This window comes from Agromyces sp. NPDC055661, assembly GCF_053618135.1.
The window spans coordinates 2,805,898-2,828,983 of the sequence record NZ_JBSHHC010000001.1 but is presented as its reverse complement, the minus strand read 5'-3'; the positions used below and the strand labels follow the sequence as shown (position 1 = coordinate 2,828,983).

Sequence of the window (23,086 nt, the reverse complement as noted above, 5' to 3'; positions counted from 1 at the left end):
CGATGCCCCACGCGACGGCGACCCCCATCGCAGCGGACCCCGAGACCGCGGCGCACGGCGCCGCCGGCCGCCGGATCGCGGACGCGCTGCGCCGCGACATCCTCGACGGCGTGCTCGCCCCCGGCACCCGCATCCGCCAGGAGCAGCTCGCCGAGGAGTACGGCGCGAGCCGTGTGCCCGTGCGCGAGGCCATCCGGGCGCTCGAGGGCGAGGGGCTCGTCACGGTCGTCGCGAACACCGGCGCGTGGGTGTCGCGACTGAGTCTCGCCGAGTGCGACGAGCTCTACCGCGTGCGCGAACGCATCGAGCCGCTGCTCATCCGCATGAGCATCCCCGGCCTCGACGAGGCGGATGCCGCGGAGCTCGCGCGACTCGCGGACGCCATGGAGGCCGCGGCCGACGCCGACGAGTTCGTGCGCCTCGACCGCGAGTTCCACGACCTCACGTACCGGGGCGCGGAGACGCTCATGCTCGGGGACACCGTCGCGCAGCTGTGGAATCGCACGCAGGCGTATCGCCGGGTCTACTCCCGGCTGTTCCTCCGGCACGCGGCCCGGGCGGTGCACCACGAGCACCACCTGCTCGTGCACGCCATCGAGACCGGCGACGCCGACGATGCCGAACGCGTGCTGCTCGGGCACATCCGGCGCACACGGCTCGCGTTAGCGAAGCATCCGGAGGTCTTCGACGGCGCCGGGACGGCGTCGCTACAGTGAAGCTGGGCTGAACGGCCGAGCCGACCGCGTGAGGAGCATGCGATGGCGGAAGTGGGGTTCCTGGGCCTCGGGAACATGGGCAGCGCGATGGTGTCCCGGCTCGTGGCGGCGGGTCACGACGTCCTCGTCTGGAACCGATCGCCCGAGGCGACGGAGCCGCATGTCGCCGCGGGTGCGACCGCCACGGACAGCGCCGCCGAGGCGTTGCAGCGACCGGTGTCGTTCTCGATGCTCGCGAACGACCAGGCGGCCGAGTCGGTGCTCACCGCCGAGGCGTTCGCCGGCGAGCCCGGCCGGCTGCACGTCGTGACCGCATCGATCAGTCCCGACGCCGCCGACCGCATCTCCGCCGTGGCTGCCGGCGCGGGCGTCCACTACCTCGCCTCCCCCGTGCTCGGGCGGCCGACCGTCGCCGCCGAGGGCGCACTGAACCTGCTCGTCGCGGGCGACCCCGACGACATCGAGCGGGCGCGACCCTTCCTCGACGTGATAGGCAAGCGCGTCTGGGTGCTCGGCCCGAACCCGCGCACGGCGAACGTCGTGAAGGCGGCGGTGAACTACGACATCATCCACGCGATGCAGGCCATCGGCGAGTCGCTCACGCTCGTCGAGTCCGAGGGCGTCGATGCGAACGAGTTCGTCGAGCTGCTGCGGAGCACGCTGTTCGCGGGGATCGTCTACACCTCCTACGGCGACCTCATCGCCAACCGCAGGTACCACCCCGCGGGCTTCGACATCTCGCTCGGCCTCAAGGACCTCGGGCTCGCCGAGGACATCGCCGCGGCGGCCGGCGTCGAGCTGCCGACGGCGGAGGCGCTCCGCGGCGTGTTCGAGGAGGCGCTCGCCGATCCCGAGCTGCACGACGCCGACTGGTCGGCCATCGCCGAGATCACGCGGCGGCGCCTCCGGCGCGACTAGGTGAGGCGCCACCCCCGGTCGACGTATACGCTCGTGCCCGACACCCCGCGGTTGTCGAGCAGGAACTGCACGGCGCCCACCACGTCGGCCATCGTCGCGAGTTCGCCGCCCGGCGTGCGGCTCCGATACTGGTCGAGCACGCCCTCGGGCTTCGCCGACCAGAACGGGCTGTCGCCGATGATGCCCGGGTGCAGCGCGTTCACGCGGATCGGCGCGAGCTCGTGCGCGAGCGTGTTCACGAGGCCCTCGACGCCGCCGTTGATCGTCGAGACCGTCGTCGAGCCGGGGTATGGCATGTCCTTCGCACGGCCGCCGAAGAGTACGATGCCCGTGCCGCCCGACGGCTCCAGCCGGTCGAGCAGCGTGTGCACCGTCTCGGTGTAGCCGACCAGCTTCAGCGTGATGAGGCGCTGGGCTCGCGCCAGGTCGTAGTCGCGGATCGTGTTCGCGTCGCGCTCGATCGCCGCGAGCACGAGCCCGTGCACCGGTCCCTCGATCGCGGCGAGCGCGCCGGCGATCGTCGCGGGCTCGGAGATGTCGACCGCGACGGCCGACGCGCCTGGCCCGACGTCGGCGGCGATGGCGTCGGCCTTCGCCTGGTGACGCCCCGTCAGCACGACCCGGTCGCCGCGCGCGACGAGGCTGCGCGCCAGCTCCAGGCCGATCCCCGACGTGCCGCCGATCACGACGATCGTTCGTTCCGTCATCTCGTCCGTCCTCCGTGCCTCGAAGTCATCGGATGCCGCGTGCGGGCGTGCTCACGCCTCGCCGCGTCCCCACGTGGTGTTCAGGTGCGACTGGCTGTCGCGCCGCAGGTCGAGCGGCCCGTCGACCGTGTAGTACCGGCGGCCAGCCACGAGCAGCTCCTCGGCCGGGAACTTCGTGATGACCTCGCATCCGTCGGCGGTCACGACGACCTCCTCCTCGATGCGGGCCGCGCCCCAGCCGTCGGATGCCGGCCAGTAGGTCTCGAGCGCGAAGACCATGCCCTCCTCGAGCACCTCGGGATGCTCGAGCGAGACGAGCCGCGAGAAGATCGGCTTCTCCCAGATCGAGAGCCCGACGCCGTGGCCGTACTGGAGCGCGAACGCGGCCTCCTCGTCGGCGAAGCCGAACTCCTGCGCCTCGGGCCACACCTCGACGATGTCGGCGGTTGTCGCTCCCGGCCGCACGAGCGCGATCGCGCGGTCCATGTACTCGCGTGCCCGCGTGTAGGCGTCGCGCTGCGCCGAGCTCGCAGAGCCGACCGCGAACGTGCGGTAGTAGCAGGTGCGGTAGCCGTTGTAGCTGTGCAGGATGTCGAAGAAGGCCGGGTCGCCGGGGCGGATCAGCCGGTCGGAGAACACGTGCGGATGCGGCGAGCACCGCTCGCCCGAGATGGCGTTCACGCCCTCGACGTACTCCGAGCCGAGGTCGTACAGCGTCTTGGCGACGAGCCCGACGGCCTCGTTCTCGCGCACGCCCGGCCGGAGGAAGCGATAGAGGTCCTCGTACGCGGCATCCACCATCGAGCACGCCTGCGTGAGCAGCCGGATCTCATCGGAGGTCTTGATGCGCCGGGCCTCCATGAAGACCTGCTGTCCGTCGACGACCTCGATGCCCTGCTGCTGCAGCGCGAACAGCACCGGCAGTTCGATGACGTCGACGCCGAGCGGCTGGTCGGCGACGCCGAACTTCTCGAGCTCGCGCTTGATCTTGCGCGCCAGCTCCTCGGCGATGCCGGCGTCGGGCGTGAACGCGCCGCGCAGCGTCGAGATGCCCGCACGCGCACCGCGCTCGAGCCGCGGCCGCCGTGCACCCTCGTGCGGGGCGTTCGGGTCGGCGTCGAGCTCGGCGGTCGTCACGTCGAGCCACGGGTTGTACAGCGCGTGGTGGCGGGCCGCCGACCCGAAGTCCCACGAGATCGGGTCGGACTGGCGCGTGAGCAGGCTGAACCGGATCAGCTTGTCCATCGCCCACGTGCCGATGTGGGTCGAGGTCATGTAGCGGATGTTCGAGAAGTCGAACGCGAGCAGTGCACCCACGTCGGAGCGCTCGAGCTCGGCCTTCAGCCGGCCGAGCCGATCCCAGCGCAACCGATCCATGTCGACGCGAGCCTCCCAGTCGACGGCGTTCATCCCCGTCGTGCCGGTGTCCTTCACGGTCGCCCTCCTCTCGTGGTGGCGGCATCCGTGTGTCGATGCCGAACGTTGTGCAGCTTCGCTGAACGATTTGCGGTGTATCCTCGCCACCACGAGGGGTGCGAGGGAACGGAGTCGGCATGGCCGCGGAGGACATCGGCGAGCGCCTGCGCGCCGCTCGCCTCCGCCAGGGCCTGAGCCTGCGCGGGCTCGCGAAGTCGCTCGGCGTCTCGCCGAGCCTCATCTCCCAGGTCGAGACGGGCAAGACGCAGCCCTCGGTCTCGACGCTCTACGCGATCGTGAGCCAGCTCGGCGTCTCGCTCGACGAGCTGCTCGGCGTCGGACCGGCCGCCCCGCGCGACGCCGCGCAGCCGAGCCCCGTGCAGCGCGCGGTCGAGAACCCGGTGCTCGAGATGGAGAACGGCGTGCGCTGGGAGCGCCTCGCGGTGGGCGACGGCAGCGCCGACGCCCTGCTGGTGACCTACGAGCCGGGCGCGTCGAGCTCCGTCGAGGGTCGACTCATGCGCCACTCCGGCGTCGAGTACGCGTACATCCTCGAGGGCGAGCTCACCATGCAGCTCGACTTCGACACGTTCGTGCTCGGGCCCGGCGACTCGCTGCACTTCGACTCGGTGCGACCGCACCTCTACTCGAACCGCGGTGCGGCGCCCGCCCGGGGCATCTGGTTCATCGTGGGCCGCAGGGAGCAGAACCGCACCCTCCCCGACGCGCCCGACGCGCCCGAGTTCGACGCCGCTGCGCCGCTGAACTCCGCGGTCGACGTGCTGCGGGCGATGGACGGCCTGTCCCGCTGACCCGCCTCGCCCCGGCGTGCCCTGGCGCATCACGACTCCCCCGACGATGACGTCGACGACGATGACGTCGACGACGATGACGTCGACGACCGGGCGTGCACGGCGCGCCGGGGCACATCGATCCACGGGTCGATGAGCGTCTTGATCTGCCGGGCGCCGCCGCGCAGCAGGGGGGCGAGCGCGTCGTCGACGAGGCCCTCGAGCGGGAGCACCTCCGCCGCGAGGTCCGACCAGTCGAGCCGGGTGCCGAGCAGGCGGACGGCCTCGGGCACGTCGGTCGCGAAGACGTGGGCGACGCTGCCGACGACGGCGAGCTCGCGCAGGGTCCATGATCCGAGCGGCACGGCGACCTCGGCCTTCTGCACGCCGACCGGGACGATGACCGAGCCCGGAACCGCCGCCGCGAAGACCGCCTCGAGGCCGGCCGACGAACCGCTGACCTCGAAGAGCACGTCGGGCTCCACGCCGAGCCGCCGCAGCCGGTCGGGCAGCGGCTCGTCGGCGAGCACCGTGTCGGAGGCGCCCAGTGCCCGAGCCAGCTCCAGGCGCGCCGGGCTGCGGTCGACCGCCACGACGCGGGCTCCGGATGCCGCGGCGGCGAACGTGATGAACGAGCCGATGCCGCCCACGCCGACGACCACGGCGTCCTGGCCGACACGCAGCCCGCTGCGCGACACGACGTGCACCGCGATGGCCATGGGCTGCACGAGGCCGAGCGTGTCGAGCGGCAGCCCGGAGTCCGAGACGTCGAGGAGGATGCCGGCGGGCGCCACGACGTAGCCGGCGAGCCCGCCGTCGAGCTGCAGGCCGAGCGTGCGGTACTCGCGGCAGAGGTTCGTACGGCCCTCGCGGCAGCGCCTGCACGCGCCGCAGCTGACGCCGGCGCCGCAGACGACGACCGCGCCCGGCTCGAGCCCCTCGACGCCCTCGCCGACCGCCTCGACCACGCCCGTGAACTCGTGCCCGAGCACGACGGGCGGCACCGTGAGCACCGGCCCGCGGTCGTACTCGGTCGCATCGGTGCCGCAGACGCCGCACACGGCGACACGAACGAGCACCTCGCCGGGCCCCGGAGTCGGCACCTCCCGATCCTCCACGCGCAGGTCGCCCGCCGCGTGGAGGACCGCCGCACGCATGGTCCCGGTCACGGCCCGGCGCCCGCACCCAGGTCGAGCTGCACCGCGACGCGCTCGGCGATCATGCGGCCGAGCAGGCGTTCGTAGACGGCGGCGTGCACGGGCGAGTCGAGGTAGGCCTCGAGGGCCCGGGTGTCCTCGACCGTCGCGGCGACGCCGTAGTCCGCCGGGCTCGGACGCACCCGCAGGTTCGGCCCGCAGTAGTACGACCGCAACTCGGGGATCTGCGCAGCCATGTCGCGCAGCTGCGTGGTGAGTTCGGCGATGTCGTCGGCGGTGACGTCGTCCTTCCAGGTGAACGCGGCGAGGTGCAGGATCATCGGTCTCCCGTCGCCGCCGTGACGTGGGCGTCGCCCTCGGTGTAGGTGTACGGGTTCTCGATCTGCTCCGCGGGCGGCAGCTCGGGGTGCATGCCCTCGTCCCAGGCCTGCTCGCCGAGCTTCGAGCGCACGTACTCGACGGATGCCGCGACCTTGTCGGCGATCGGCGCGAGCTCGAGCCCGATGCGCTTCCCCGCGTACTTCACGACGCGTCCGTTCACGACCACGGTGTGCACGTCTGCCGTGCCCGCCTGGTACACGACGTGCGCGTACGGGTGCAGGATCGGCGTCATCGCCGGGGAGTCGTCGTTCTTGATGAGCAGCAGGTCGGCCTTCTTGCCGGGCGTGATCGAGCCGATGACGTCCTCCATGCCGAGCGCCTTCGCGCCGCCCATGGTCGCCATGCGCACGACGTCCTCCGCGCGGAGGCGGTTGGCGACGATCGTCTCGTTCACGGCGTGCGCCTCGAGGTGGTCGCGCGAGCGGTCGGCGCTGAGCGTGGCCCGCATCGCCGAGAAGAAGTCGGCGCTCCACCAGACGCTCGTGTCCATCGAGATCGAGGTCGGGATGCCGTAGCGGCGCGCCACCCAGCTCGACGGGTAGCCCTGCCCGGCGCTCTGCTCCGACTCGGTGGCGATCGAGATGGTGCCGCCGGTCGCGGCGATCTTCTGGTAGCTCTGCTCGTTGAGGGATGCCGCGTGCACGTACGTGATCTCGGGCGTCATGAAGCCCGCGTCGTACATCTGCGTGATCGCGGTGTCGGTCGTGGCGCCCCAGACGCCGGCGTGCGTAGTGACGCGCAGACCGAGCTCGCGGGCGGCCTCGAACGCGGCGCGCTCGGGGAACTCGGCGGAGCCGGGCACGTCGAACGCGAGCTGCAGCCGCATCATGTCGTCGGGCGACGAGAAGTTGTCGGACACGAACGTGCGGAACTCGGGCGTGTTCGACCACTCCCACGGACCGGCGAGGTAGTTGCCGTAGGCCAGCACGAACCGGCCCGGGATCTCGCGGAGCGCCTGCAGGGCCGCCTCGCCGTAGTCGGGGTTGCGCAGGCCGTGCGACCAGTCGAGCGTGGTCGTCACGCCCGTGTCGACGGACTCGAGCGCGCTCAGCAGGTTGCCGGCGTACACGTCCTCGGGGCGGAACACCTCACCCCACTGCAGGTAGTAGAAGACGAAGTACTGGCTGAGTGCCCAGTCGCCGCCGTAGCCGCGCAGCGCGGTCTGCCACATGTGGCGGTGCGTGTCGACGAATCCGGGGGTCAGGATGCCGCCCGACGCGTCGATCTCGAGCGTGCCCTCGGGCACCTCGAGCGACGGGCCGACGGCCTCGATCGTGTCGCCGCGCACGAGGACGTCGCCGCCCTCGATGACGCCGGGCGAGTCGACGGTGATGACGATGGCATTGCGGAAGACGAACGGTCGATCCGCGGTGAACTCGTCGGGACGGGGGGCTCGGGCGGAGGCCGCATCGGCTGCGCTCATCACTTCTCCTCTTCGAGAATGTTCAGCTGCAATCAACACTCTGCCCCGGTTCATGGGCCGTTTGCAACCATTTCTTGCCCGGGTGTTCAATGTGACTGTAGCCTCGGCGTTCGAGCGTGTTCCCGGGCCGATCGGAGGAGACGGCATGACCGATGGCGTGACCGGCCTGCGGGTCGCGGTGCTCGGCGCCGGCGCGAACGGCGCCTCGATCGGCGCCGACCTCACCGCGGCGGGCGTCGACGTGACGCTCGTCGAGCAGTGGCCGGCGCACGTCGACGCGATGCGCGAGCGCGGGCTCGTGATCCGCATGGCCGGCGGCGACCTCGAGGTGCGGCCGCGCGTCGCGCACCTGTGCGAGGTCGCGACGCTGCGGCATCCGTTCGACGTCGTGCTGCTCGTGATGAAGGCGTACGACTCGGCGTGGGCGACCCAGCTCATCCGCCCGGTGCTCGCCGACGGCGGCGTCGTCGCGGCCGTGCAGAACGGCATGACGACCGAGGCGGTCGCAGGGGTGGTCGGACCCGACCGCGCCGTGGGCACCGTCATCGAGGTGTCGGCGACCATGACCGAGCCGGGCATCGTGCACCGGCACACCCCGCCCGCGCGCTCCTGGTTCGCGGTCGACGCCGACCCGGCCGCCGATGCGGTCGCGGCGCTGCTCGCGCACTCGGGACGCGTCGACCGCTTCGCCGACATCGCCGCCGCGAAGTGGATGAAGCTCGTGAGCAACGCCACCACGCTCGTCACGACCGCGAGCCTCGGGATGTCGATGCTCGACGCGATCGCCGTTCCGGGCATGCGCGAGCTCATGCTCCGCGCCGGCCTGGAGGCGCTCGACGTCGGACTGGCGGGCGGACGCGACATCCTGCCGATCTTCGGGCTCGCGGCATCCGACCTCGACCGACCCGACCGCGTCGTCGAGACGATGCTCGACGTGCTCTACGACCGCTTCGTCGTGCCCGGCGCCACGACGACCGTGCTGCAGGACTGGCGCAAGGGACGTCGGAGCGAGGTCGACGACCTCAACGGCACCGTCGTCGCCGAGGGCGAGCGGCTCGGCGTGCCGACGCCGGTGAACCGCGCGGTCGTCGAGCTCGGCCACCGCATCGAGCGCGGCGAGCTCGAGCCCGACTCCGCGAACGTGGGCGTGCTGGCCGCCGCGACGCGGGAGTGAGCTCGATCAGAGCGAGACGGACCGGTTCTCGCCGATGTCGGGCGGGCGCCGCGTCACGATGGCCGCGGCGGCCTTGACGAGCGAGAACACGCCGGGCTCTGTCTTCGCCCAGTACTCGGCGCCGTCGCCGGCCACCTCGACGACCGCGATGCGCGGGTCGTCCCTGCCCTGCGGGAACCACGCCTCGGCGGCGGGGTTCCACAGCTCGTCGATGATCGCGTCGTCGCGAACGACCGAGGCGCGGCCGGCCATCGAGAGGTAGCCGTGCCGCGACGCGAACGACACGTTCACGATCGGGTCCGCCTCGATCTCGAGCGTCTTCTCGCTCGGATGCTGCACGAGGAACCGCACGACGCCGTCGAACTCCTTCTGCAGCACCGCGAGCGGTCGCGCGTGCAGCGTGCCGTCGGCGCCGCGGCTCGTGAGGAGGGCGGTGTCGGCGCTCGTGACGAGCTTCGTGATCAGCTCGCGCTCGTCCTCGGAGTCGGGCGGCGGGTCCGCGAGCTCGGCTCGCGCGGGCTCGGCTGCGGCCCGGTCGTCCCGGAGGTCATCCATGCGGTCGCTCATGCCGGGCCACGTTACGCAGGCGGCCGCCGCCGATCGAGGCCTTGACAGCCGCGCCTACTCCGTCGTGCGCAGCTTCGAGATCTCGTAGAGCGTCACGGATGCCGCGATGCCCGCGTTCAGCGACTCGGTCGACGATTCGATGGGAATCGAGACGATCGCGTCGCACGTCTCGGCGACGAGCCGGGAGAGGCCCTTGCCCTCGCTGCCGACCACGACGACGATCGGACGGTCGGCCCACGTGAGCCCGGGCAGCGACACGTCGCCGTCGCCGTCGAGGCCCAGCACGAAGACGCCGCGCTCCTTGAGCGACTTCAGGGTCTGCGTGAGGTTGGCGGCCATCGCCACGGGCACGCGGGCGGCGGCGCCCGCCGAGGTCTTCCATGCCGCGGCGTTGACGCTCACGGAACGGCGCTGCGGCACGATCACGCCCTGCCCGCCGAAGGCCCCCGTCGATCGCAGGATCGCGCCGAGGTTGCGAGGATCGGTGATGCCGTCGAGCGCCACGAGCAGCGGCGTCTCGTCACGGGCCAGCACCTCGTCGAGCAGCTCGATCGGGTGGGCGTACTCGTAGGGCGGCACCTTGAGCGCGAGGCCCTGGTGCACGCCGCCCTCGCCCGCGAGGCGGTCGAGCTCGGGCCGCATGACCTCGAGGATCGGGATGTTGCGGTTGGTGGCGATCTTCATCGCCTCCTTGACCCGGTCGTCCATCTCGACGCGAGCGGCCACGTAGAGCGTGGTCGCCGGGATCCGCGCGCGCAGCGCCTCGACGACCGAGTTGCGGCCCGTCACGATCTCGGACTCGTCGCCCGTCTTCGCCCGGCGGGACGCGCCGGAGGCGCCGCGAGGAGCACCGCCGCGCTGGCCGGCGACCTTCTGGCCCGGCTTGCCCCTGCCGCCCGAGGCGCGGTAGCGCTCCTCGGCCGCCTTCCGCTTGCCCGCGGGGTGCCAGGCGCGGTCCTCCGCCTTGGGGGTCGGGCCCTTGCCCTCGAGCGCCTGCCGGCCCTGCCCGCCGGAGCCGACCTGCTTGCCCTTGCTCTTGCGCACCGCTCCGGCGCGCGACTTGCCGCTGCTGCCCTTCATGATCCGAGGCTCCAATGCGTTCCGGTCTGGCTGTCTTCGATGGTGATGCCCGCGGCGGTGAGCTCCGCGCGGATGCGGTCCGCCGCGGCGAAGTCCCGCCCGGCCCGTGCGGCCTGGCGGTCCTCGATGAGGCGGGTGACGAGCACGTCGAGCGCGGATGCCGCAGGCCCCGCGTCGGGCGCCCAGTGGGGGTCGCGCGGGTCGATGCCGAGCACCTCGACCATCGCGACGACCTGGCCGTGCAGCGTCGCCGCGTCGTGGAGCTCTTCAGCGTCGAGCGCCTGGTTGCCCGCGCGCACGGTGTCGTGCAGCACGGCGAGCGCCTGCGGCACCGAGAGGTCGTCGTCCATCGCCTCGGCGAACGCGTCGGGGATGACGGGGCTGCCGACGCCCGCGAAGCGCGTGCCGGCGAGGCGTCGCTCGACGCGGACGAGGAACGAGCGGATGCGGTCGACGGCCGCCTCGGACTCCGCGAGCGACGAGGGCTGGTAGTCGAGCGTCGAGCGGTAGTGCGCCGCCCCGAGCAGGTAGCGCACGGCCAGCGGCGTGGCCAGCTCGAGGAGGTCGCTCGCGTAGACCGAGTTGCCGAGCGACTTCGACATCTTCTGCCCGCCCACGTTGACGAGCCCGTTGTGCACCCAGTAGCGCGCGAAGGCCTGGCCGTCGGCGGTGGACTGGGCGAGCTCGTTCTCGTGGTGCGGGAAGCGCAGGTCGAGCCCGCCGCCGTGGAGGTCGAACTCCTCGCCGAGGTAGCGTGCGGCCATGGCCGAGCACTCGATGTGCCAGCCGGGGCGACCGGGACCCCACGGCGACGCCCACGCCGCCGACGCAGGCTCCTCCGGCTTGCGCCCCTTCCAGAGCGCGAAGTCGCGCGGGTCGCGCTTGCCGCGCGGATCGGCGTCGGCCGCGGCCTCCATGTGGTCGCGCGACTGCCGCGTCAGCTCGCCGTAGGCGGGCCAGCTCGACGTGTCGAAGTAGACGTCGCCCGAGCCGTCGGGCGCGGCGTACGCATGGCCCTTCGCGATGAGGCGCGCGATGAGCTCCTGCATCTGCTGCACGCTCGCCGTCGCGCGCGGCTCGTAGGTCGGCGCGAGGATGCCGAGCGAGGCGTAGGCCGACGTGAACTCGAGCTCGACGCGGTAGGCCAGCGCCCACCACTCCTCGGTCTTCGAGTCCGCTTCATCGGCGGCCGCGAGGATCTTGTCGTCGATGTCGGTGACGTTGCGCACGAACGTCACGTCGTAGCCGCGGTACGAGAACCAGCGACGCAGGATGTCGTAGGCGAGCGCGCTGCGCAGGTGGCCGATGTGCGGGCTGGACTGCACCGTCGGGCCGCAGACGTACATGCCGACGCGCCCCTCGCGGAGGGGCACGAAGTCACGCAGGGCCTGGGCCTTCGAGTCGTAGAGTCGCACGGTCACCCGCCAAGCCTACCGGCGGGCGTCGCACCGCCCACTCCCGTGACGCGACGACCTCAGGCGGGCACGACCACCGCGGTCGCGATCGCGGCGATCCCCTCGCCGCGGCCCGTGAATCCCAGGCCGTCGGTCGTCGTCGCCGCGACGCTCACCGGGGCGCCGAGGATTCCCGAGAGGAACGCCTCGGCCTCGCTGCGCCGTGGGGCGAGCTTGGGGCGGTTGCCGAGCACCTGCACCGACACGTTGCCGACGGCGAGCCCGGCCTCCTGCAGCAGGCGCAGCGTCTCGGCGAGGAACACCTCGCCGTGCGCGCCCTCGAAGCGCGGATCGCCCGTGCCGAACACCCCGCCGACGTCGCCCAGGCCCGCCGCGGCGAGCAGCGCATCGCAGATCGCGTGGCAGGCGACGTCGCCGTCGCTGTGCCCGGCGAGCCCGCGCTCGTGCTCCCAGTGCAGGCCCGCGAGCCACAGCGGGGTTCGGGGGTCGTCGGCGAAGGCGTGCACGTCGACGCCCGTGCCGATGCGCGGGGCGACGAACGCCGACGCGTCTGGCGCCTCCTCGACGTCGACCGGCGCGGGCGCGGCATCCGTCGCCTCGGTCGCCGCCCGCACGACGCGGGCCTCGCGCTCGGCGACGATCGCCTCGGCCCGGCGCAGGTCGGCGGGCAGCGTGACCTTGAACGAGCGCGCGTCGCCCGGCACGACGTCGACGGCGAGTCCGGCGGATGCCGCGAGCGCCGCGTCGTCGGTGAACTCCGTCGTCGCGGCGGCGTAGGCGGCGTCGAGCGCCGAGCGCGGGAAGCCCTGCGGGGTCTGCACCGCGGCGAGCTCCGACCGGTCGACCGTCTCGAGCACACGCCCGTGTGCGCCGACGCGCTTGATCGTGTCGACCACGTCGAGGGCGGGGATCACGCCGTGCCCCCGCGACCGGACGGCCGCCACGACCTCGTCGAAGACGATGGAGGGCGTCAGCGGACGGGCCGCGTCGTGCACGAGCACCGTGTCGACGAGGTGCGGCAGCACCGCGAGGCCGGCGGCGACGGACTGCTGCCGGGAGTCGCCGCCCGCGACGACGTCGAGCGGTGCGGATGCCGCGGCTGCCGCGGTCGCGAATCGGGACCGCGTCTCGTCGACGCGGTCGCCCGGCACCACCAGCACCACGTGGGGGGTCTCGTGCATGCCGAGCACGGCATCCATGGCGACGCCGAGGATGGTGTCATCGCCGAGCGGCACGAACGCCTTGGGCTCGGTATGCCCGAGCCGCGTGCCGCTGCCCGCGGCGACGACGATGACGGCGACCGTTGACGCGCTCATGGTTCGAGCGTATCGCGCCGCACCCGGCGCGAGGCCGGGTGCGGTGGGACGGTGAGCGGGTGCTCCGCGCTAGGAGGCGAGCACCTCGTCGAGCACGGTCGAGGCCTGCTCCTCGTCGGTCTTCTCGGCGAGCGCGAGCTCGGAGATGAGGATCTGGCGAGCCTTCGCGAGCATGCGCTTCTCCCCGGCGGACAGGCCGCGGTCCTGGTCGCGCCGCCACAGGTCGCGCACGACCTCGGAGACCTTGATCACGTCGCCGGAGGCGAGCTTCTCGAGGTTCGCCTTGTAGCGCCGGGACCAGTTCGTGGGCTCCTCGGTGAAGGGGGCGCGAAGCACCTCGAAGACCTTGTCGAGGCCTTCCTTGCCGATGACGTCGCGCACGCCGACGAGGTCGACGTTCTCGGCCGGAACCTCGATGACGAGGTCGCCCTGCGTGACGTTCAGCTTGAGGTAGAGCTTCTCTTCACCCTTGATGATCCGTTTCTTGACCTCGGTGATCGTTGCGGCTCCGTGGTGGGGGTAAACGACGGTTTCGCCAACCTCAAAAAGCATGAATGAATGTCCTTTCGGCAACTTTCAGGATATCACATTCGAGATCATGCTAAGGTTCGCCACCCCTCCCGGGAGGCGCCTGCGCCGTAGGCTACACTCGGATCGATCCCCTTCGCGCGGGCTCGCATCCGTTCGCGCGCACGCTCGCTCTTGGAGGTTCTGTGAAGGCGCGTCTCGCGGCATCCGCTGCCCTGGCAATCGTTCTCGCGCTCGGCGCGAGCGGCTGCGCGATGCTCACGTACCAGGCGACCACCGAGAAGTACGACGCGAGCGACGGCGTCTCGGCCGACATCGGCGACCTCGACCTCCGCAACATCCTCCTCGTCAGCGAGGACGGCGACGAGGGCACCCTCGTGATGACCGTCGTCAACACCGGCGAGAAGGACGCGACGCTCGGCGTGCAGGTCGGCGAGGGCGGCGGCGACGTCACCGAGATCGAGGTCGAGGCCGGCGAGACCGTGGTGCTCGGCGGCGAGGACGAGAAGAAGGTCGTGCTCGAGGGCCTCGACGCCGAGGTCGGCGGCCTGGCGGTCCTCTTCTTCCAGGCGGGCGACGCCGAGGGCCTCGAGAAGCAGGTCCCCGTGCTCGACTCGCGCCTCCCCGAGTACGCCCACCTCGCCCCGTAGGCGGCGCCGCCCGGCGCTCGCGAGCGGATGCCGCGGCATCCGTGCTGCCGCATGCGCTCGCATGCCCTGACCGGCGTACGACCGCTTCGACACCCCGACGGGCGCGGAACCCGAATCGCGGGTCAGGCCTCGAAGCGGTACCCGAGACCGCGCACGGTGACGAGCTGCACCGGATCCGACGGCTGGCTCTCGATCTTCGACCGGATGCGCTTGATGTGCACGTCGAGCGTCTTGGTGTCGCCGAAGTAGTCGGAGCCCCACACGCGGTCGATGAGCTGGCCGCGGGTGAGGACGCGGCCCGGGTTGCGCATGAGCAGCTCGAGCAGCTCGAATTCCTTCAACGGCATGGCCGTGGGCTCGCCGTCGACCTCGACCGTGTGGCGGTCGACGTCCATGCGCACGCGGCCGCCCTCGAGGATCGCCTCGTCGAAGTCCTCGACCTCGAGCCGGCGGCGGAGCACCGCCCGGATGCGCGCCAGGAGCTCGCGGGTCGAGTACGGCTTCGTGACGTAGTCGTCGGCGCCGAGCTCGAGGCCCACGACGATGTCGATCTCGGAATCCTTCGCCGTGAGCATGATGATCGGCACGGTCGAGCGGGCGCGCAGCTCCCGGCACACCTCGGTGCCCGGCAGGCCGGGGAGCATGAGGTCGAGCAGCACGAGGTCGGCTCCGCGCTGGTCGAAGGCGGTGACGGCCGACGGCCCGTCCGCGGCGACCTCCACCTCGTAGCCCTCGCGCTCGAGCAGGAAGCTCAGCGGGTCGCTGAGGGCGATCTCGTCCTCGACGAGCAGGATGCGGGTCACGTACGGTCTCCTCGGTCAGGGGTGGCGACGCGCGTCGCCGACTCGGTCGCGCGGGACGAGCGTCGTGCGCCGCGCTTGGGCTTGCCGGCGGATGCCGGTGGGAGCTGCGATGCGGCGTGCTCGCGCCGCGCGTCGTCCGCCTCGGGCTCGGGCTCGGGAACCGTCTCGGCGACCGGGAGCCGGATCATGAACGTCGAGCCGCGCCCCGGCTTCGACCACGCGCGCACGTCGCCGCCGTGGTTCTGCACGGTGTGCTTCACGATGCTGAGGCCGAGGCCCGAGCCGCCCGTGTTGCGCGAGCGGGCCTGGTCGACGCGGTAGAAGCGCTCGAAGATGCGATCGAGCTCCTCGCCGTCGATGCCGATGCCCTGGTCCGTGATCGCGATCTCGACGGTGCCGTCGGACACCTTCGCGCCGACGCCGACCCGTCCTCCCTCGTTGGAGTACGCGACCGCGTTCGAGACGAGATTGTGCACGGCCACGACCATGAGCGCTCGGTCGCCGTAGACCTGCGCCTTGGTGGACGCCTTGACCACGATGTCGACGTGCTTCGCGGTCGCGATGACGCGATTCTGGTCGACCGCGGCGGCGATGACCTCGTCGACGGGCACCAGCACGTCGGGTCGGAGCGCGTCGCGCGCCTGCAGCCGCGACAGCTCGATGACCTCGCTCGTGATGTGCGCGAGTCGAGCCGCCTCCACCGAGAGCCGCCCCGCGAACCGCCGGACCTGCTCGGGCTCGTCGGCCGCCTGGTCGAGCGCCTCCGCGAGCAGGCTCACCGACGCGATGGGCGTCTTCAGCTCGTGGCTGATGTTCGCCACGAAGTCGCGGCGCACCTCGTCGAGGCGGTGCGCCTCGGTGCGGTCCTCGGCGAGCAGCAGGATGAACCGGGTGCCGAGCCGCGCGACGCGCACGTGCAGGCGCATGGTCGACTCGCCGTACGGCCCGCGGGCGACGTCGAGCTCCTCAGCCACGGTCTCGCCCGAACGGCGAACGAGGCCGACGAGCTCCACGAGCTCGGGATGCATGAGCTGCGCCTGGCGCACGAGACCCATCGCGAGCGCGCCGGGCGATGCCTTGAGCACGTTGTTCGACGGATCGAGCACGACGCCGGCGGACTCCAGCACCTCGAGCACCTGATCGATCCCGTCGGGAACGGTCGGCGCGACCACCCGGGCAGCGCTCGAACCACGGCGCTCGGCCACGTGCAGCACGATCATGAAGGCGGCACCGAGGAAGATGCCGAAGGCCAGTGCGGTGAGCACCAACCACATGGAGTCCATGGCTTCACCATAACCAGTCCGAGGCCGTGCTCAGCCCGCTGCGACGCCGACCGCCCCGAGGTTCCGGCGGTAGGTTAACGAGTGTTCAGGGTCCGGGCACCTGTTGTTCACCTCCTCCGTGGAGGATGCCAGAGGCCGGATTCGACCGGTGCATCCGCGCGCGCTCCGGCGCGGGATCGAGCAGACAAGGATTCGTTACATGCGTGAGGTGTTCCAGCAGGAACTGCGTGAGGTCCAGGACCGACTCGTGGAGATCGCCGAGCTCGTCGCGATCTCGATCGACAAGGCGACGCGGGCGTTCAACGAGTCCGACGTGAGCCTCGCCGAGGAGGTCATCGCCGAGGATCCGCGCATCGACCAGGCGACCGTCGCGCTCGACGAGCTCGCCATCACGATCCTCGCGCGGCAGCAGCCCGTCGCCCGCGACCTCCGGATCGTCGTCAGCGCGCTGCGCATCAGCGCCTCGCTCGAGCGCATGGGCGACCTGTCCACGCACATCTCGCAGCTCGCCCGCTACCGCTTCCCCGACAAGGTCGTGCCGAAGTCGCTGCGCTCGACCTTCGCCGAGATGGGGGCCCTCGACGTCGAGATCGCGAACAAGCTCACCTCGCTCCTCCGCAGCGAGGACGTGCAGCTCGCCGAGGAGATCCGCAACGAGGACGACAAGGTCGACGCGCTGCACCTCTCCGTGTTCGACAAGGTGCTCGGCGAGAAGTGGAAGGGCGAGGCCGTCGACACGGTCGACGCCACCCTCGCGAGCCGCTACCACGAGCGCTTCGCCGACCACGCCGTCGCGATCGCGAAGATGGTGCAGTACCTCGCGACCGGCGACTGGGACCAGTCAGCGGCCTGATCCCGCAGACGCACGAAGGGCGGAGGATGCGACATCCTCCGCCCTTCGGCGTTCCCGGGTGGCCCCGGGCTACTTCTTGCCCTGCGCCGCGACGGCGGCGGCCCCGGCGGCAGCCGCCTCGGGGTCGAGGTATCGGCCGGGGCCGAGCGGCATGAAGTCGTCGCCCAGCTCGTAGACGAGCGGGATGCCGGTGGGGATGTTCAGCTCGGCGATGTCCTCGTCGGAGATGCCGTCGAGGTGCTTCACGAGCGCGCGCAGCGAGTTGCCGTGCGCGGTGACGAGCACGACCTTGCCCGCGGCGAGGTCGGGGATGATGTCGGTCTCCCAGTACGGCAGCATGCGGGCGATGACGTCCTTCAGGCACTCCGTGCGGGGCAGCTCGTCGTCGGTCAGGTCGGCGTAGCGCGGGTCGCCGACCTGCGACCACTCGGCGTCGTCGGGCAGCGGGGGCGGCGGCACGTCGAACGAGCGGCGCCAGAGCTGGAACTGCTCGGGACCGTACTTCTCGAGCGTCTCGGCCTTGTCGAGGCCCTGGAGCGCGCCGTAGTGGCGCTCGTTGAGCCGCCACGACCGGCGCACGGGGATCCACGCCCGGTCGGCGACGTCGAGCGCGATGTTCGCGGTCTGGATCGCACGCGTGAGCACCGAGGTGTGCTGCACGTCGGGGAGCACGCCCTGCTCGACGAGGAGCTCGCCGGCGCGGTTCGCCTCCTCCGTGCCGATGTCGCTGAGCCGCACGTCGACCCAACCGGTGAACAGGTTCTTCTGGTTCCATTCGCTGTTGCCATGGCGCAGCAGCACGAGCGTGTGAGGCATGGGGAACAGCCTAGCCGCGGCGGCATCCGTGCCCATGCCGCGTTTCGCCCGGCGACGCACGACCCCGCGACGTCGGCCGCCGTCGCGGTGCTGCGAGACTGGGGGCATGCCCGTCGGATCGATCACCCGCGGCACGACGAACACCAACCGGCTCCGCCGCGTGGACCGATGGATCGGCGAGCAGGCCGCGCTCCGTCATGCCGCAGATCCCTTCGTGGTCGACCTCGGCTACGGCGCGAGCGGCGTCACGACGTTCGAGCTCGCCGCACGGCTCACGCGGACGCGACCCGACGTGGAGGTGCTCGGGCTCGAGATCGACCCGGCGCGCGTGCGCACGGCGCGCGAGCAGCTCGAGCGCACCCGCGAGGGCGACGGGCACTTCCCCGCCGACCTGCCGGTCGCGTTCGGGCTCGGCGGGTTCGAGGTCCCGACGCCGGGCGGACGCCGGCCGGCGATCATCCGGGCGTTCAACGTGCTGCGCCAGTACGACGAGTCGGAGGTCCCCGAGGCGTGGCAGCGCATGGCCGCGCGGCTGGCGCCCGGCGGGCTGCTCGTCGAGGGCACGTGCGACGAGCTCGGCCGGGTCGCGAGCTGGGTCGGGGTCACGGCGTCGGGCCCGCGCACGTTCACCATGAGCCTGCGGCGGTCGGGCCTCGAGGCGCCGTCGATCGTCGCGGAGCGCCTGCCGAAGGCCCTCATCCACCGGAACGTCCCCGGCGAGCGCATCCACGAGCTCCTCACCGCGTTCGACCTCGCCTGGCGCGTCCACGCGCCGATGTCGGTCTACGGCCCGTCGCAGCGCTGGATCGCCGCGGTGGCCACCCTGCGGTACGAGGGCTGGCACGTCATCGGCGGGCCGCGGCGCACGCGGCTGGGCGAGCTCACCCTGCCCTGGGAGGCGGTCGCTCCGGGCTGACGGATGCCGCGTCGCCGTGCCCGCGCGTCCGGACTCCGCGCGCCCTGGCTCAGTCCGCCGGCAGCAGCGACCGCGCCGCGCCGAGCTCGAGCCCCGTCGCGGTGAGCAGGTCCACGAGGTACGGCCGCAGGGCGGTGATCGTGTTCCGGTCCCCCACCGGGCCGTCGGGCAGGATCGCGATCGGGTCCAGGTGCCGGGCGATCTCGGAGAACGCCTGTCGGGCGACCGGCTGCGCCGAGACGTCGCGGAGCGAGTCGGCGAGCAGCGCGAGTGCGGTCGCGATGCGCGCGTGCACGTCGGCGATCTCGGGCCGCGGGCGCCCGTCGCGCAGCACCCACTCGATGCGCCGCGCGATGATGCGGAGGTTGCGCGTGGCGAGGTCGAGGCCCGAGCACATCACGAGCAGTCGCTCGAGGTCGAACCGCGACCGGCGCACGAACGGCGACACCCGGGCGATGGCGAGTCCCGAGTCGACCGACGCGGTCCACGACTCGACGAGGGGCTGCGTGGCGCGGGCGCGCGAGAGCGCCCGGCCCGCGGCATCCGTTCGCCCCGCTCGCAGCGCGTCGGCGAGCTCGCCCAGCACGGCCACGTGCTCCTCGATGAGGCGGCGGCCGTCGCGCACCGCCGTGCGCCGCGGGTCGCGCGGGATGACCGCGGTCGCCGCGAGCGCGAACGCGCCGCCGACCACCGCGTCGAGCGTGCGCACGAACGGACCGCCCGGCGGCGCGGGCACGAGCATGACGAGCGAGCACTGCACCGCGGCCGCGATGGCGAAGGCCGCGTTCGCCGAGACCAGTCGCGCCACGGCGAGGGTCAGCGCGAGCGCGGCCCCGTATTGCAGCAGGCCAGGGCCGGCGGCGATGAGGAGCACCTCGGCGAGCGCGATGCCGAGCGTCATCGCGATCACGGTCTCGAGCACGCGCACGGGTCGAGCGTCGCGCACGAAGCCGAGCGCCGTGATCGCGACGATCGCCGCGATGAGCGGCTCGTCGTGGCCGAGCACGTACACGGCGAAGGCGTAGGCGGCCACGGCCGTGATCGTGACCTGCAGGATCGCAGGCACGGAGTCGCGGAGCCGCCGGGACCCGTCCGCGAGACGCGCGGAGAGCCCGGCGGCCGCGTTCACTTCCGGATGCCGAGCCGGGGCAGTCGTGGCACCTCGACTGCGGCGCCGGCGTCGGCCGGCACGATCTCGACCTGAGCGGCGGCCACGTCGATGCCGTGGCTCTCCACGATGAGCGGCAGGCCGGCGGGCACGGCGCGCTTCACCACGGCGAGCGCGACCGGGCCGAGCTCGTGGTGCATGGCGCTCGACGTGATCCGGCCGACGGGCCGGCGCTGGGGCTCCTCGCCCTCGGCGGGCTCGGGGCGCACCTTCTCGCCGACCACGACGTCGCCGCGCGCGGGCAGCACCGTGTCGCTGCCGTCGAGGTGCAGCAGCACCAGCCGTCGCGGTGGCCGGCCGAGGTTCAGCACCTTGGCGACCGTCTCCTGGCCCTTGTAGCAGCCCTTGCCGAGGTCGACGGCGGTGCGCAGCCAGTCGAGCTCGTGCGGGATGGTCTTCTCGTCGACCTCGGACGCGAGCCGCGGGCGCCACGCCGCGATGCGCAGGGCCTCGGCGGCGAGGGATCCGGCCACCCGCACTCGACCGCCGCGCACGGCGTCGGCGGCGTTCGCGAGCTCGTCGCGCGGCACGATCCGCTCGATCCAGCGCCACTCGGATGCCGGGTGGCCGGCGTCGGGCGCGTACCGGTGCGCGGAGGCGGCGGGCTCGCTCCACGGATCGGTCCAGTCGAGCGGCACGCCGTTCGGCGCGGACGCGGGCACCGCGGCATCCAGCGCGGCGACGGATGCCGCGGCGACGACGCCGAACTCGGCCGAGCGGTCGGCGACCTCGACCCTGAGCATGAAGCGCATGCGGTCGAGGAAGACGGCCAGCGGCGCGGCATCCGCCCCCTCGACGACGAGCCAGGTGGTCTCGCCGTCGTCGACGACGTGCGCCACGTGCTCGATGTGACCCGCCGCGTCGAGGAAGAGGGCCTCGGCGGACGCGCCGGGCGCGAGGCGGTCGAGCGCCTGGCTGGCCATGGAGTGCAGCCAGCTCAGCCGGTCGGGCCCGGTGACGGTCAGGACGCCGCGGTCGGACAGGTCGACGATCGCCTCGCCGCGCTCGAGGCGCCGCTGCTCGACGATCGGGTTGCCGTAGTGTCCCGGGACGCCCTCGTCGATGCCCTCGGCGGGCACCGCGCCGTCGACCGCCAGGAACGGCGAGCCCGTCATCAGTCGACCTTCGCGAGTCGCGCCGACGCGTGCGTGCGCAGGTCCTGGCCGAGCGCGGCGATGTCCCACGCCCAGAGGAGGTGCCCCTCGACGAGCCCGTAGAGGCGGGTCGCCGCGGCGTAGTCCTTGGCGCCGGCCGTGCGCATCACGGCGTCGGTGGCGAGGTCGATGCGCGGGCCCTTGACCTGGCCCAGGTACAGCTCGGCGACGCCGCCCGGGTGCACGAGGGAGACCTCGAGGTCGAACCCGCCGTCGGCGTTGCGCAACGTCTCGACCGACTCGGCGTCGGGGTACTCGGGATCGCCGACCGCGGGGAGCAGGCCCGGGCCGACGTCGCCCGTGCCGAGCTCGCGCTCGATGCGCCAGTAGCCCGTCTCGGTCGCGAGCGGCTTCGGGTCGCCGCCGGGCTCGTCGGCGAAGAGCCAGGTGTACGACGTGTAGTTGAGGTGCGGCAGTCCGTCGTGGCTGAAGCTCACGCGCTGCCCGAACTCGTGGGTGACCGACTCGTCGCCGACCTTGTAGTCGATGACGCCGGACCCCTCCCAGACCCCGATGAGCCAGGAGAGCGGGACGAGCTCGGCCGGAAGGTCGACGGGAAGCTCGATCATGCGATCAGCGCTGCCCCTTGAAGAGCTTGTAGACGACGACGCCGCTGATCCAGGCGATCGCGAGGCTGGCGAGCCCGAGCAGGCCGATGAAGAGGAGTTCGAGGGCGAGCAGCTGCGACATGGTCCGAGTCTACCCGCTCACCCGAGGGCCGACGGCGCCACCGCGAGGGCGGCCACGGCGACGATCACGGCGGCTCCGGCCACGCTCGCGCTCGCCCGCGTGACGTATCCCCCGGGCCGTCGGGTGGCCAGCTGGACGATGAGCGCGCCGAGCACGGATGCCGCGAAGACGATGCCGAGTGCGCCGTACACGCCGAGCGACGCGGGGTCGTCGAACCAGTCCGACGAGCCCGAGTACGCCAGCGTCACGACGAGGATCGCACCGACCGCCGCGATGATCCACACGAGCACGATCCCGGGCCATCCGCCCCGCGTCTCAGAACCCGCCTGCATCGTCTCCCCGTTCGCCTCGCGCGGCCGACGGCCGGCGTCACGTAGTATTGACCGCACCTTACTACTGGAGGGTGTGCGTGGCGCAGCTGCTGATCCTGTCGCCGGCGGCCAACGATGATGTTCTCCCGGCTCTGTCACTCCTGACTCACCGCGTGCGGATCATCCCCGCATCGCCTGAGCAGCTGGTCAGAGCGCCCGAATCCGATCTCGTCCTCCTCGACGCGCGCACCAACCTCGCCGGCGCCAAGGCGCTCTCGCAGATCCTGCGCACCACGGGCCTGTCCGTCCCGCTCGTCCTCATCGTCACCGAGGGCGGCCTCACGGCCGTCACGCCCGACTGGGGCGTCGACGACGTCGTGCTGGTCGACGCCGGTCCCGCCGAGGTCGACGCCCGCATCCGCCTCGCCCTCGGCCGGGCGCAGTCGAACCAGCCGTCCGAGCGCATCCAGACGTCGGGCGTCGTCATCGACGAGGCGAGCTACTCGGCCAAGGTGCACGGTCGCACGCTCGACCTGACGTACAAGGAGTTCGAGCTGCTGCGGTTCCTCGCGGCGCATCCGTCTCGCGTGTTCACCCGCGAGCAGCTGCTCAGCGAGGTGTGGGGGTACGACTACTTCGGCGGCACCCGCACGGTCGACGTGCACGTGCGGCGCCTCCGCGCCAAGCTCGGCGACCTCGACAGCCTCATCGGCACGGTGCGCAACGTCGGCTACCGCTTCAATGTGCACGAAGAGGACGACCAGGGCGCGACGCCCGTCAGCACGCGCTGACGTCGGCCGTCACGAGCCGTTCACACGGTCCTCACCCTCGGCGAGGTGCCCAGTGGCATGAT

General features: G+C 72.1%; 25 protein-coding genes and 1 pseudogene. 9 read left to right on the top strand and 17 right to left on the bottom strand.

What is annotated here, in order from left to right:
• The first annotated feature begins 2 nt into the window (after positions 1 to 2).
• From ACWGO8_RS13100 to ACWGO8_RS13090, 3 genes and pseudogenes are all read left to right on the top strand, one after another.
• Entirely contained in the window at positions 3 to 716 is a 714-nt protein-coding gene (locus tag ACWGO8_RS13100; RefSeq protein ID WP_452043434.1) for a GntR family transcriptional regulator, read from the top strand.
• 15 nt (positions 717 to 731) lie between these two features.
• Positions 732 to 1,214, top strand: a pseudogene (locus tag ACWGO8_RS13095) (NAD(P)-dependent oxidoreductase); the annotation flags it as partial.
• Positions 1,203 to 1,634 carry an NAD-binding protein gene (locus ACWGO8_RS13090; protein WP_452043564.1) on the top strand — a complete coding sequence of 144 codons (432 nt, stop codon included), beginning with the start codon at positions 1,203 to 1,205 and terminating at the stop codon, positions 1,632 to 1,634. The pseudogene ACWGO8_RS13095 and the gene ACWGO8_RS13090, both read left to right, overlap by 12 nt.
• On the opposite strand, the gene ACWGO8_RS13085 is transcribed toward ACWGO8_RS13090, so the two are convergent.
• Complete coding sequence (locus ACWGO8_RS13085) at positions 1,631 to 2,341, bottom strand: SDR family NAD(P)-dependent oxidoreductase (RefSeq protein WP_452043433.1); 711 nt, start codon at positions 2,339 to 2,341, stop codon at positions 1,631 to 1,633. The genes ACWGO8_RS13090 and ACWGO8_RS13085 overlap by 4 nt on opposite strands.
• A gap of 51 nt (positions 2,342 to 2,392) precedes the next feature.
• On the bottom strand, positions 2,393 to 3,775 hold the full coding sequence (locus ACWGO8_RS13080) for a M24 family metallopeptidase (protein ID WP_452043432.1): 1,383 nt from the start codon (positions 3,773 to 3,775) through the stop codon (positions 2,393 to 2,395).
• Positions 3,776 to 3,894: 119 nt separating this feature from the next.
• Between ACWGO8_RS13080 and ACWGO8_RS13075 the strand changes: the two genes are divergently transcribed.
• Positions 3,895 to 4,569: a helix-turn-helix domain-containing protein gene (locus tag ACWGO8_RS13075; protein WP_452043431.1), complete on the top strand. Its 675-nt coding sequence runs from the start codon at positions 3,895 to 3,897 to the stop codon at positions 4,567 to 4,569.
• Positions 4,570 to 4,598: 29 nt separating this feature from the next.
• On the opposite strand, the gene ACWGO8_RS13070 is transcribed toward ACWGO8_RS13075, so the two are convergent.
• From ACWGO8_RS13070 to ACWGO8_RS13060, 3 genes are read right to left on the bottom strand one after another with little or no spacing between them, the layout of a single operon-like run.
• On the bottom strand, positions 4,599 to 5,717 hold the full coding sequence (locus ACWGO8_RS13070; RefSeq protein WP_452043430.1) for a zinc-dependent alcohol dehydrogenase: 1,119 nt from the start codon (positions 5,715 to 5,717) through the stop codon (positions 4,599 to 4,601).
• A complete protein-coding gene (locus tag ACWGO8_RS13065) occupies positions 5,714 to 6,025 on the bottom strand; it encodes a Dabb family protein (RefSeq protein WP_452043429.1) in 312 nt (103 codons plus the stop codon). The genes ACWGO8_RS13070 and ACWGO8_RS13065 overlap by 4 nt, the downstream gene beginning before the upstream one ends.
• Positions 6,022 to 7,509, bottom strand: coding sequence for an amidohydrolase family protein (locus ACWGO8_RS13060; protein WP_452043428.1), 1,488 nt, complete (start codon positions 7,507 to 7,509; stop codon positions 6,022 to 6,024). Before ACWGO8_RS13060 ends, ACWGO8_RS13065 begins: the two co-directional genes overlap by 4 nt.
• 145 nt (positions 7,510 to 7,654) lie before the next feature.
• Here ACWGO8_RS13060 and ACWGO8_RS13055 point away from each other — a divergent pair, with 145 nt between their 5' ends.
• Positions 7,655 to 8,683, top strand: coding sequence for a ketopantoate reductase family protein (locus ACWGO8_RS13055; protein WP_452043427.1), 1,029 nt, complete (start codon positions 7,655 to 7,657; stop codon positions 8,681 to 8,683).
• 6 nt (positions 8,684 to 8,689) lie between these two features.
• On the opposite strand, the gene ACWGO8_RS13050 is transcribed toward ACWGO8_RS13055, so the two are convergent.
• The 5 genes from ACWGO8_RS13050 to ACWGO8_RS13030 all read right to left on the bottom strand — a co-directional run bounded on the left by ACWGO8_RS13050 (position 8,690) and on the right by ACWGO8_RS13030 (position 13,613).
• Positions 8,690 to 9,238, bottom strand: coding sequence for a pyridoxamine 5'-phosphate oxidase family protein (locus tag ACWGO8_RS13050; protein WP_452043426.1), 549 nt, complete (start codon positions 9,236 to 9,238; stop codon positions 8,690 to 8,692).
• Positions 9,239 to 9,304: 66 nt separating this feature from the next.
• Positions 9,305 to 10,330: a 23S rRNA (guanosine(2251)-2'-O)-methyltransferase RlmB gene (rlmB, locus tag ACWGO8_RS13045; protein ID WP_452043425.1), complete on the bottom strand. Its 1,026-nt coding sequence runs from the start codon at positions 10,328 to 10,330 to the stop codon at positions 9,305 to 9,307.
• A complete protein-coding gene (gene cysS, locus ACWGO8_RS13040) occupies positions 10,327 to 11,751 on the bottom strand; it encodes a cysteine--tRNA ligase (protein ID WP_376954162.1) in 1,425 nt (474 codons plus the stop codon). Before cysS ends, rlmB begins: the two co-directional genes overlap by 4 nt.
• Positions 11,752 to 11,804: 53 nt before the next feature.
• Positions 11,805 to 13,061 carry a 2-C-methyl-D-erythritol 4-phosphate cytidylyltransferase gene (gene ispD / locus ACWGO8_RS13035; protein ID WP_452043424.1) on the bottom strand — a complete coding sequence of 419 codons (1,257 nt, stop codon included), beginning with the start codon at positions 13,059 to 13,061 and terminating at the stop codon, positions 11,805 to 11,807.
• A gap of 69 nt (positions 13,062 to 13,130) precedes the next feature.
• A complete protein-coding gene (locus ACWGO8_RS13030; RefSeq protein ID WP_056734541.1) occupies positions 13,131 to 13,613 on the bottom strand; it encodes a CarD family transcriptional regulator in 483 nt (160 codons plus the stop codon).
• A gap of 161 nt (positions 13,614 to 13,774) precedes the next feature.
• On the opposite strand from ACWGO8_RS13030, the gene ACWGO8_RS13025 reads away from it, so the two are divergent.
• Positions 13,775 to 14,239 (top strand): hypothetical protein, encoded by a 465-nt coding sequence (locus tag ACWGO8_RS13025; RefSeq protein WP_376954159.1) that lies wholly within the window; start codon positions 13,775 to 13,777, stop codon positions 14,237 to 14,239.
• Positions 14,240 to 14,361: 122 nt separating this feature from the next.
• Here the strand turns inward: ACWGO8_RS13025 and ACWGO8_RS13020 are convergent, their stop codons facing one another.
• Both ACWGO8_RS13020 and ACWGO8_RS13015 read right to left on the bottom strand, forming a co-directional pair.
• The gene (locus ACWGO8_RS13020; protein WP_452043423.1) at positions 14,362 to 15,042 is read right to left on the bottom strand and encodes a winged helix-turn-helix domain-containing protein; all 681 of its coding nucleotides are present in this window, start codon (positions 15,040 to 15,042) and stop codon (positions 14,362 to 14,364) included.
• Positions 15,039 to 16,325 (bottom strand): sensor histidine kinase, encoded by a 1,287-nt coding sequence (locus tag ACWGO8_RS13015; protein ID WP_452043422.1) that lies wholly within the window; start codon positions 16,323 to 16,325, stop codon positions 15,039 to 15,041. Before ACWGO8_RS13015 ends, ACWGO8_RS13020 begins: the two co-directional genes overlap by 4 nt.
• A 199-nt stretch (positions 16,326 to 16,524) precedes the next feature.
• On the opposite strand from ACWGO8_RS13015, the gene phoU reads away from it, so the two are divergent.
• Positions 16,525 to 17,178, top strand: coding sequence for a phosphate signaling complex protein PhoU (phoU, locus tag ACWGO8_RS13010; RefSeq protein WP_148733944.1), 654 nt, complete (start codon positions 16,525 to 16,527; stop codon positions 17,176 to 17,178).
• Between the two features lie 69 nt (positions 17,179 to 17,247).
• Here the strand turns inward: phoU and ACWGO8_RS13005 are convergent, their stop codons facing one another.
• Positions 17,248 to 17,994 carry a phosphoglyceromutase gene (locus tag ACWGO8_RS13005; protein WP_452043421.1) on the bottom strand — a complete coding sequence of 249 codons (747 nt, stop codon included), beginning with the start codon at positions 17,992 to 17,994 and terminating at the stop codon, positions 17,248 to 17,250.
• A 106-nt stretch (positions 17,995 to 18,100) separates the two neighbouring features.
• Between ACWGO8_RS13005 and ACWGO8_RS13000 the strand changes: the two genes are divergently transcribed.
• Positions 18,101 to 18,910, top strand: a complete 810-nt coding sequence (locus ACWGO8_RS13000; RefSeq protein ID WP_452043420.1) for a class I SAM-dependent methyltransferase — start codon at positions 18,101 to 18,103, stop codon at positions 18,908 to 18,910.
• Between the two features lie 49 nt (positions 18,911 to 18,959).
• Here the strand turns inward: ACWGO8_RS13000 and ACWGO8_RS12995 are convergent, their stop codons facing one another.
• The 4 genes from ACWGO8_RS12995 to ACWGO8_RS12980 all read right to left on the bottom strand — a co-directional run bounded on the left by ACWGO8_RS12995 (position 18,960) and on the right by ACWGO8_RS12980 (position 22,254).
• Complete coding sequence (locus ACWGO8_RS12995; protein ID WP_452043419.1) at positions 18,960 to 19,976, bottom strand: FUSC family protein; 1,017 nt, start codon at positions 19,974 to 19,976, stop codon at positions 18,960 to 18,962.
• A gap of 59 nt (positions 19,977 to 20,035) precedes the next feature.
• Positions 20,036 to 21,193: a CAF17-like 4Fe-4S cluster assembly/insertion protein YgfZ gene (gene ygfZ, locus ACWGO8_RS12990; RefSeq protein ID WP_452043418.1), complete on the bottom strand. Its 1,158-nt coding sequence runs from the start codon at positions 21,191 to 21,193 to the stop codon at positions 20,036 to 20,038.
• Complete coding sequence (locus tag ACWGO8_RS12985; RefSeq protein WP_376954147.1) at positions 21,193 to 21,801, bottom strand: nitrobindin family protein; 609 nt, start codon at positions 21,799 to 21,801, stop codon at positions 21,193 to 21,195. Before ACWGO8_RS12985 ends, ygfZ begins: the two co-directional genes overlap by 1 nt.
• 138 nt (positions 21,802 to 21,939) lie before the next feature.
• A complete protein-coding gene (locus ACWGO8_RS12980; RefSeq protein WP_452043417.1) occupies positions 21,940 to 22,254 on the bottom strand; it encodes a hypothetical protein in 315 nt (104 codons plus the stop codon).
• A gap of 77 nt (positions 22,255 to 22,331) precedes the next feature.
• Between ACWGO8_RS12980 and ACWGO8_RS12975 the strand changes: the two genes are divergently transcribed.
• A complete protein-coding gene (locus tag ACWGO8_RS12975; protein ID WP_376954143.1) occupies positions 22,332 to 23,024 on the top strand; it encodes a response regulator transcription factor in 693 nt (230 codons plus the stop codon).
• Positions 23,025 to 23,086: the final 62 nt, after the last annotated feature.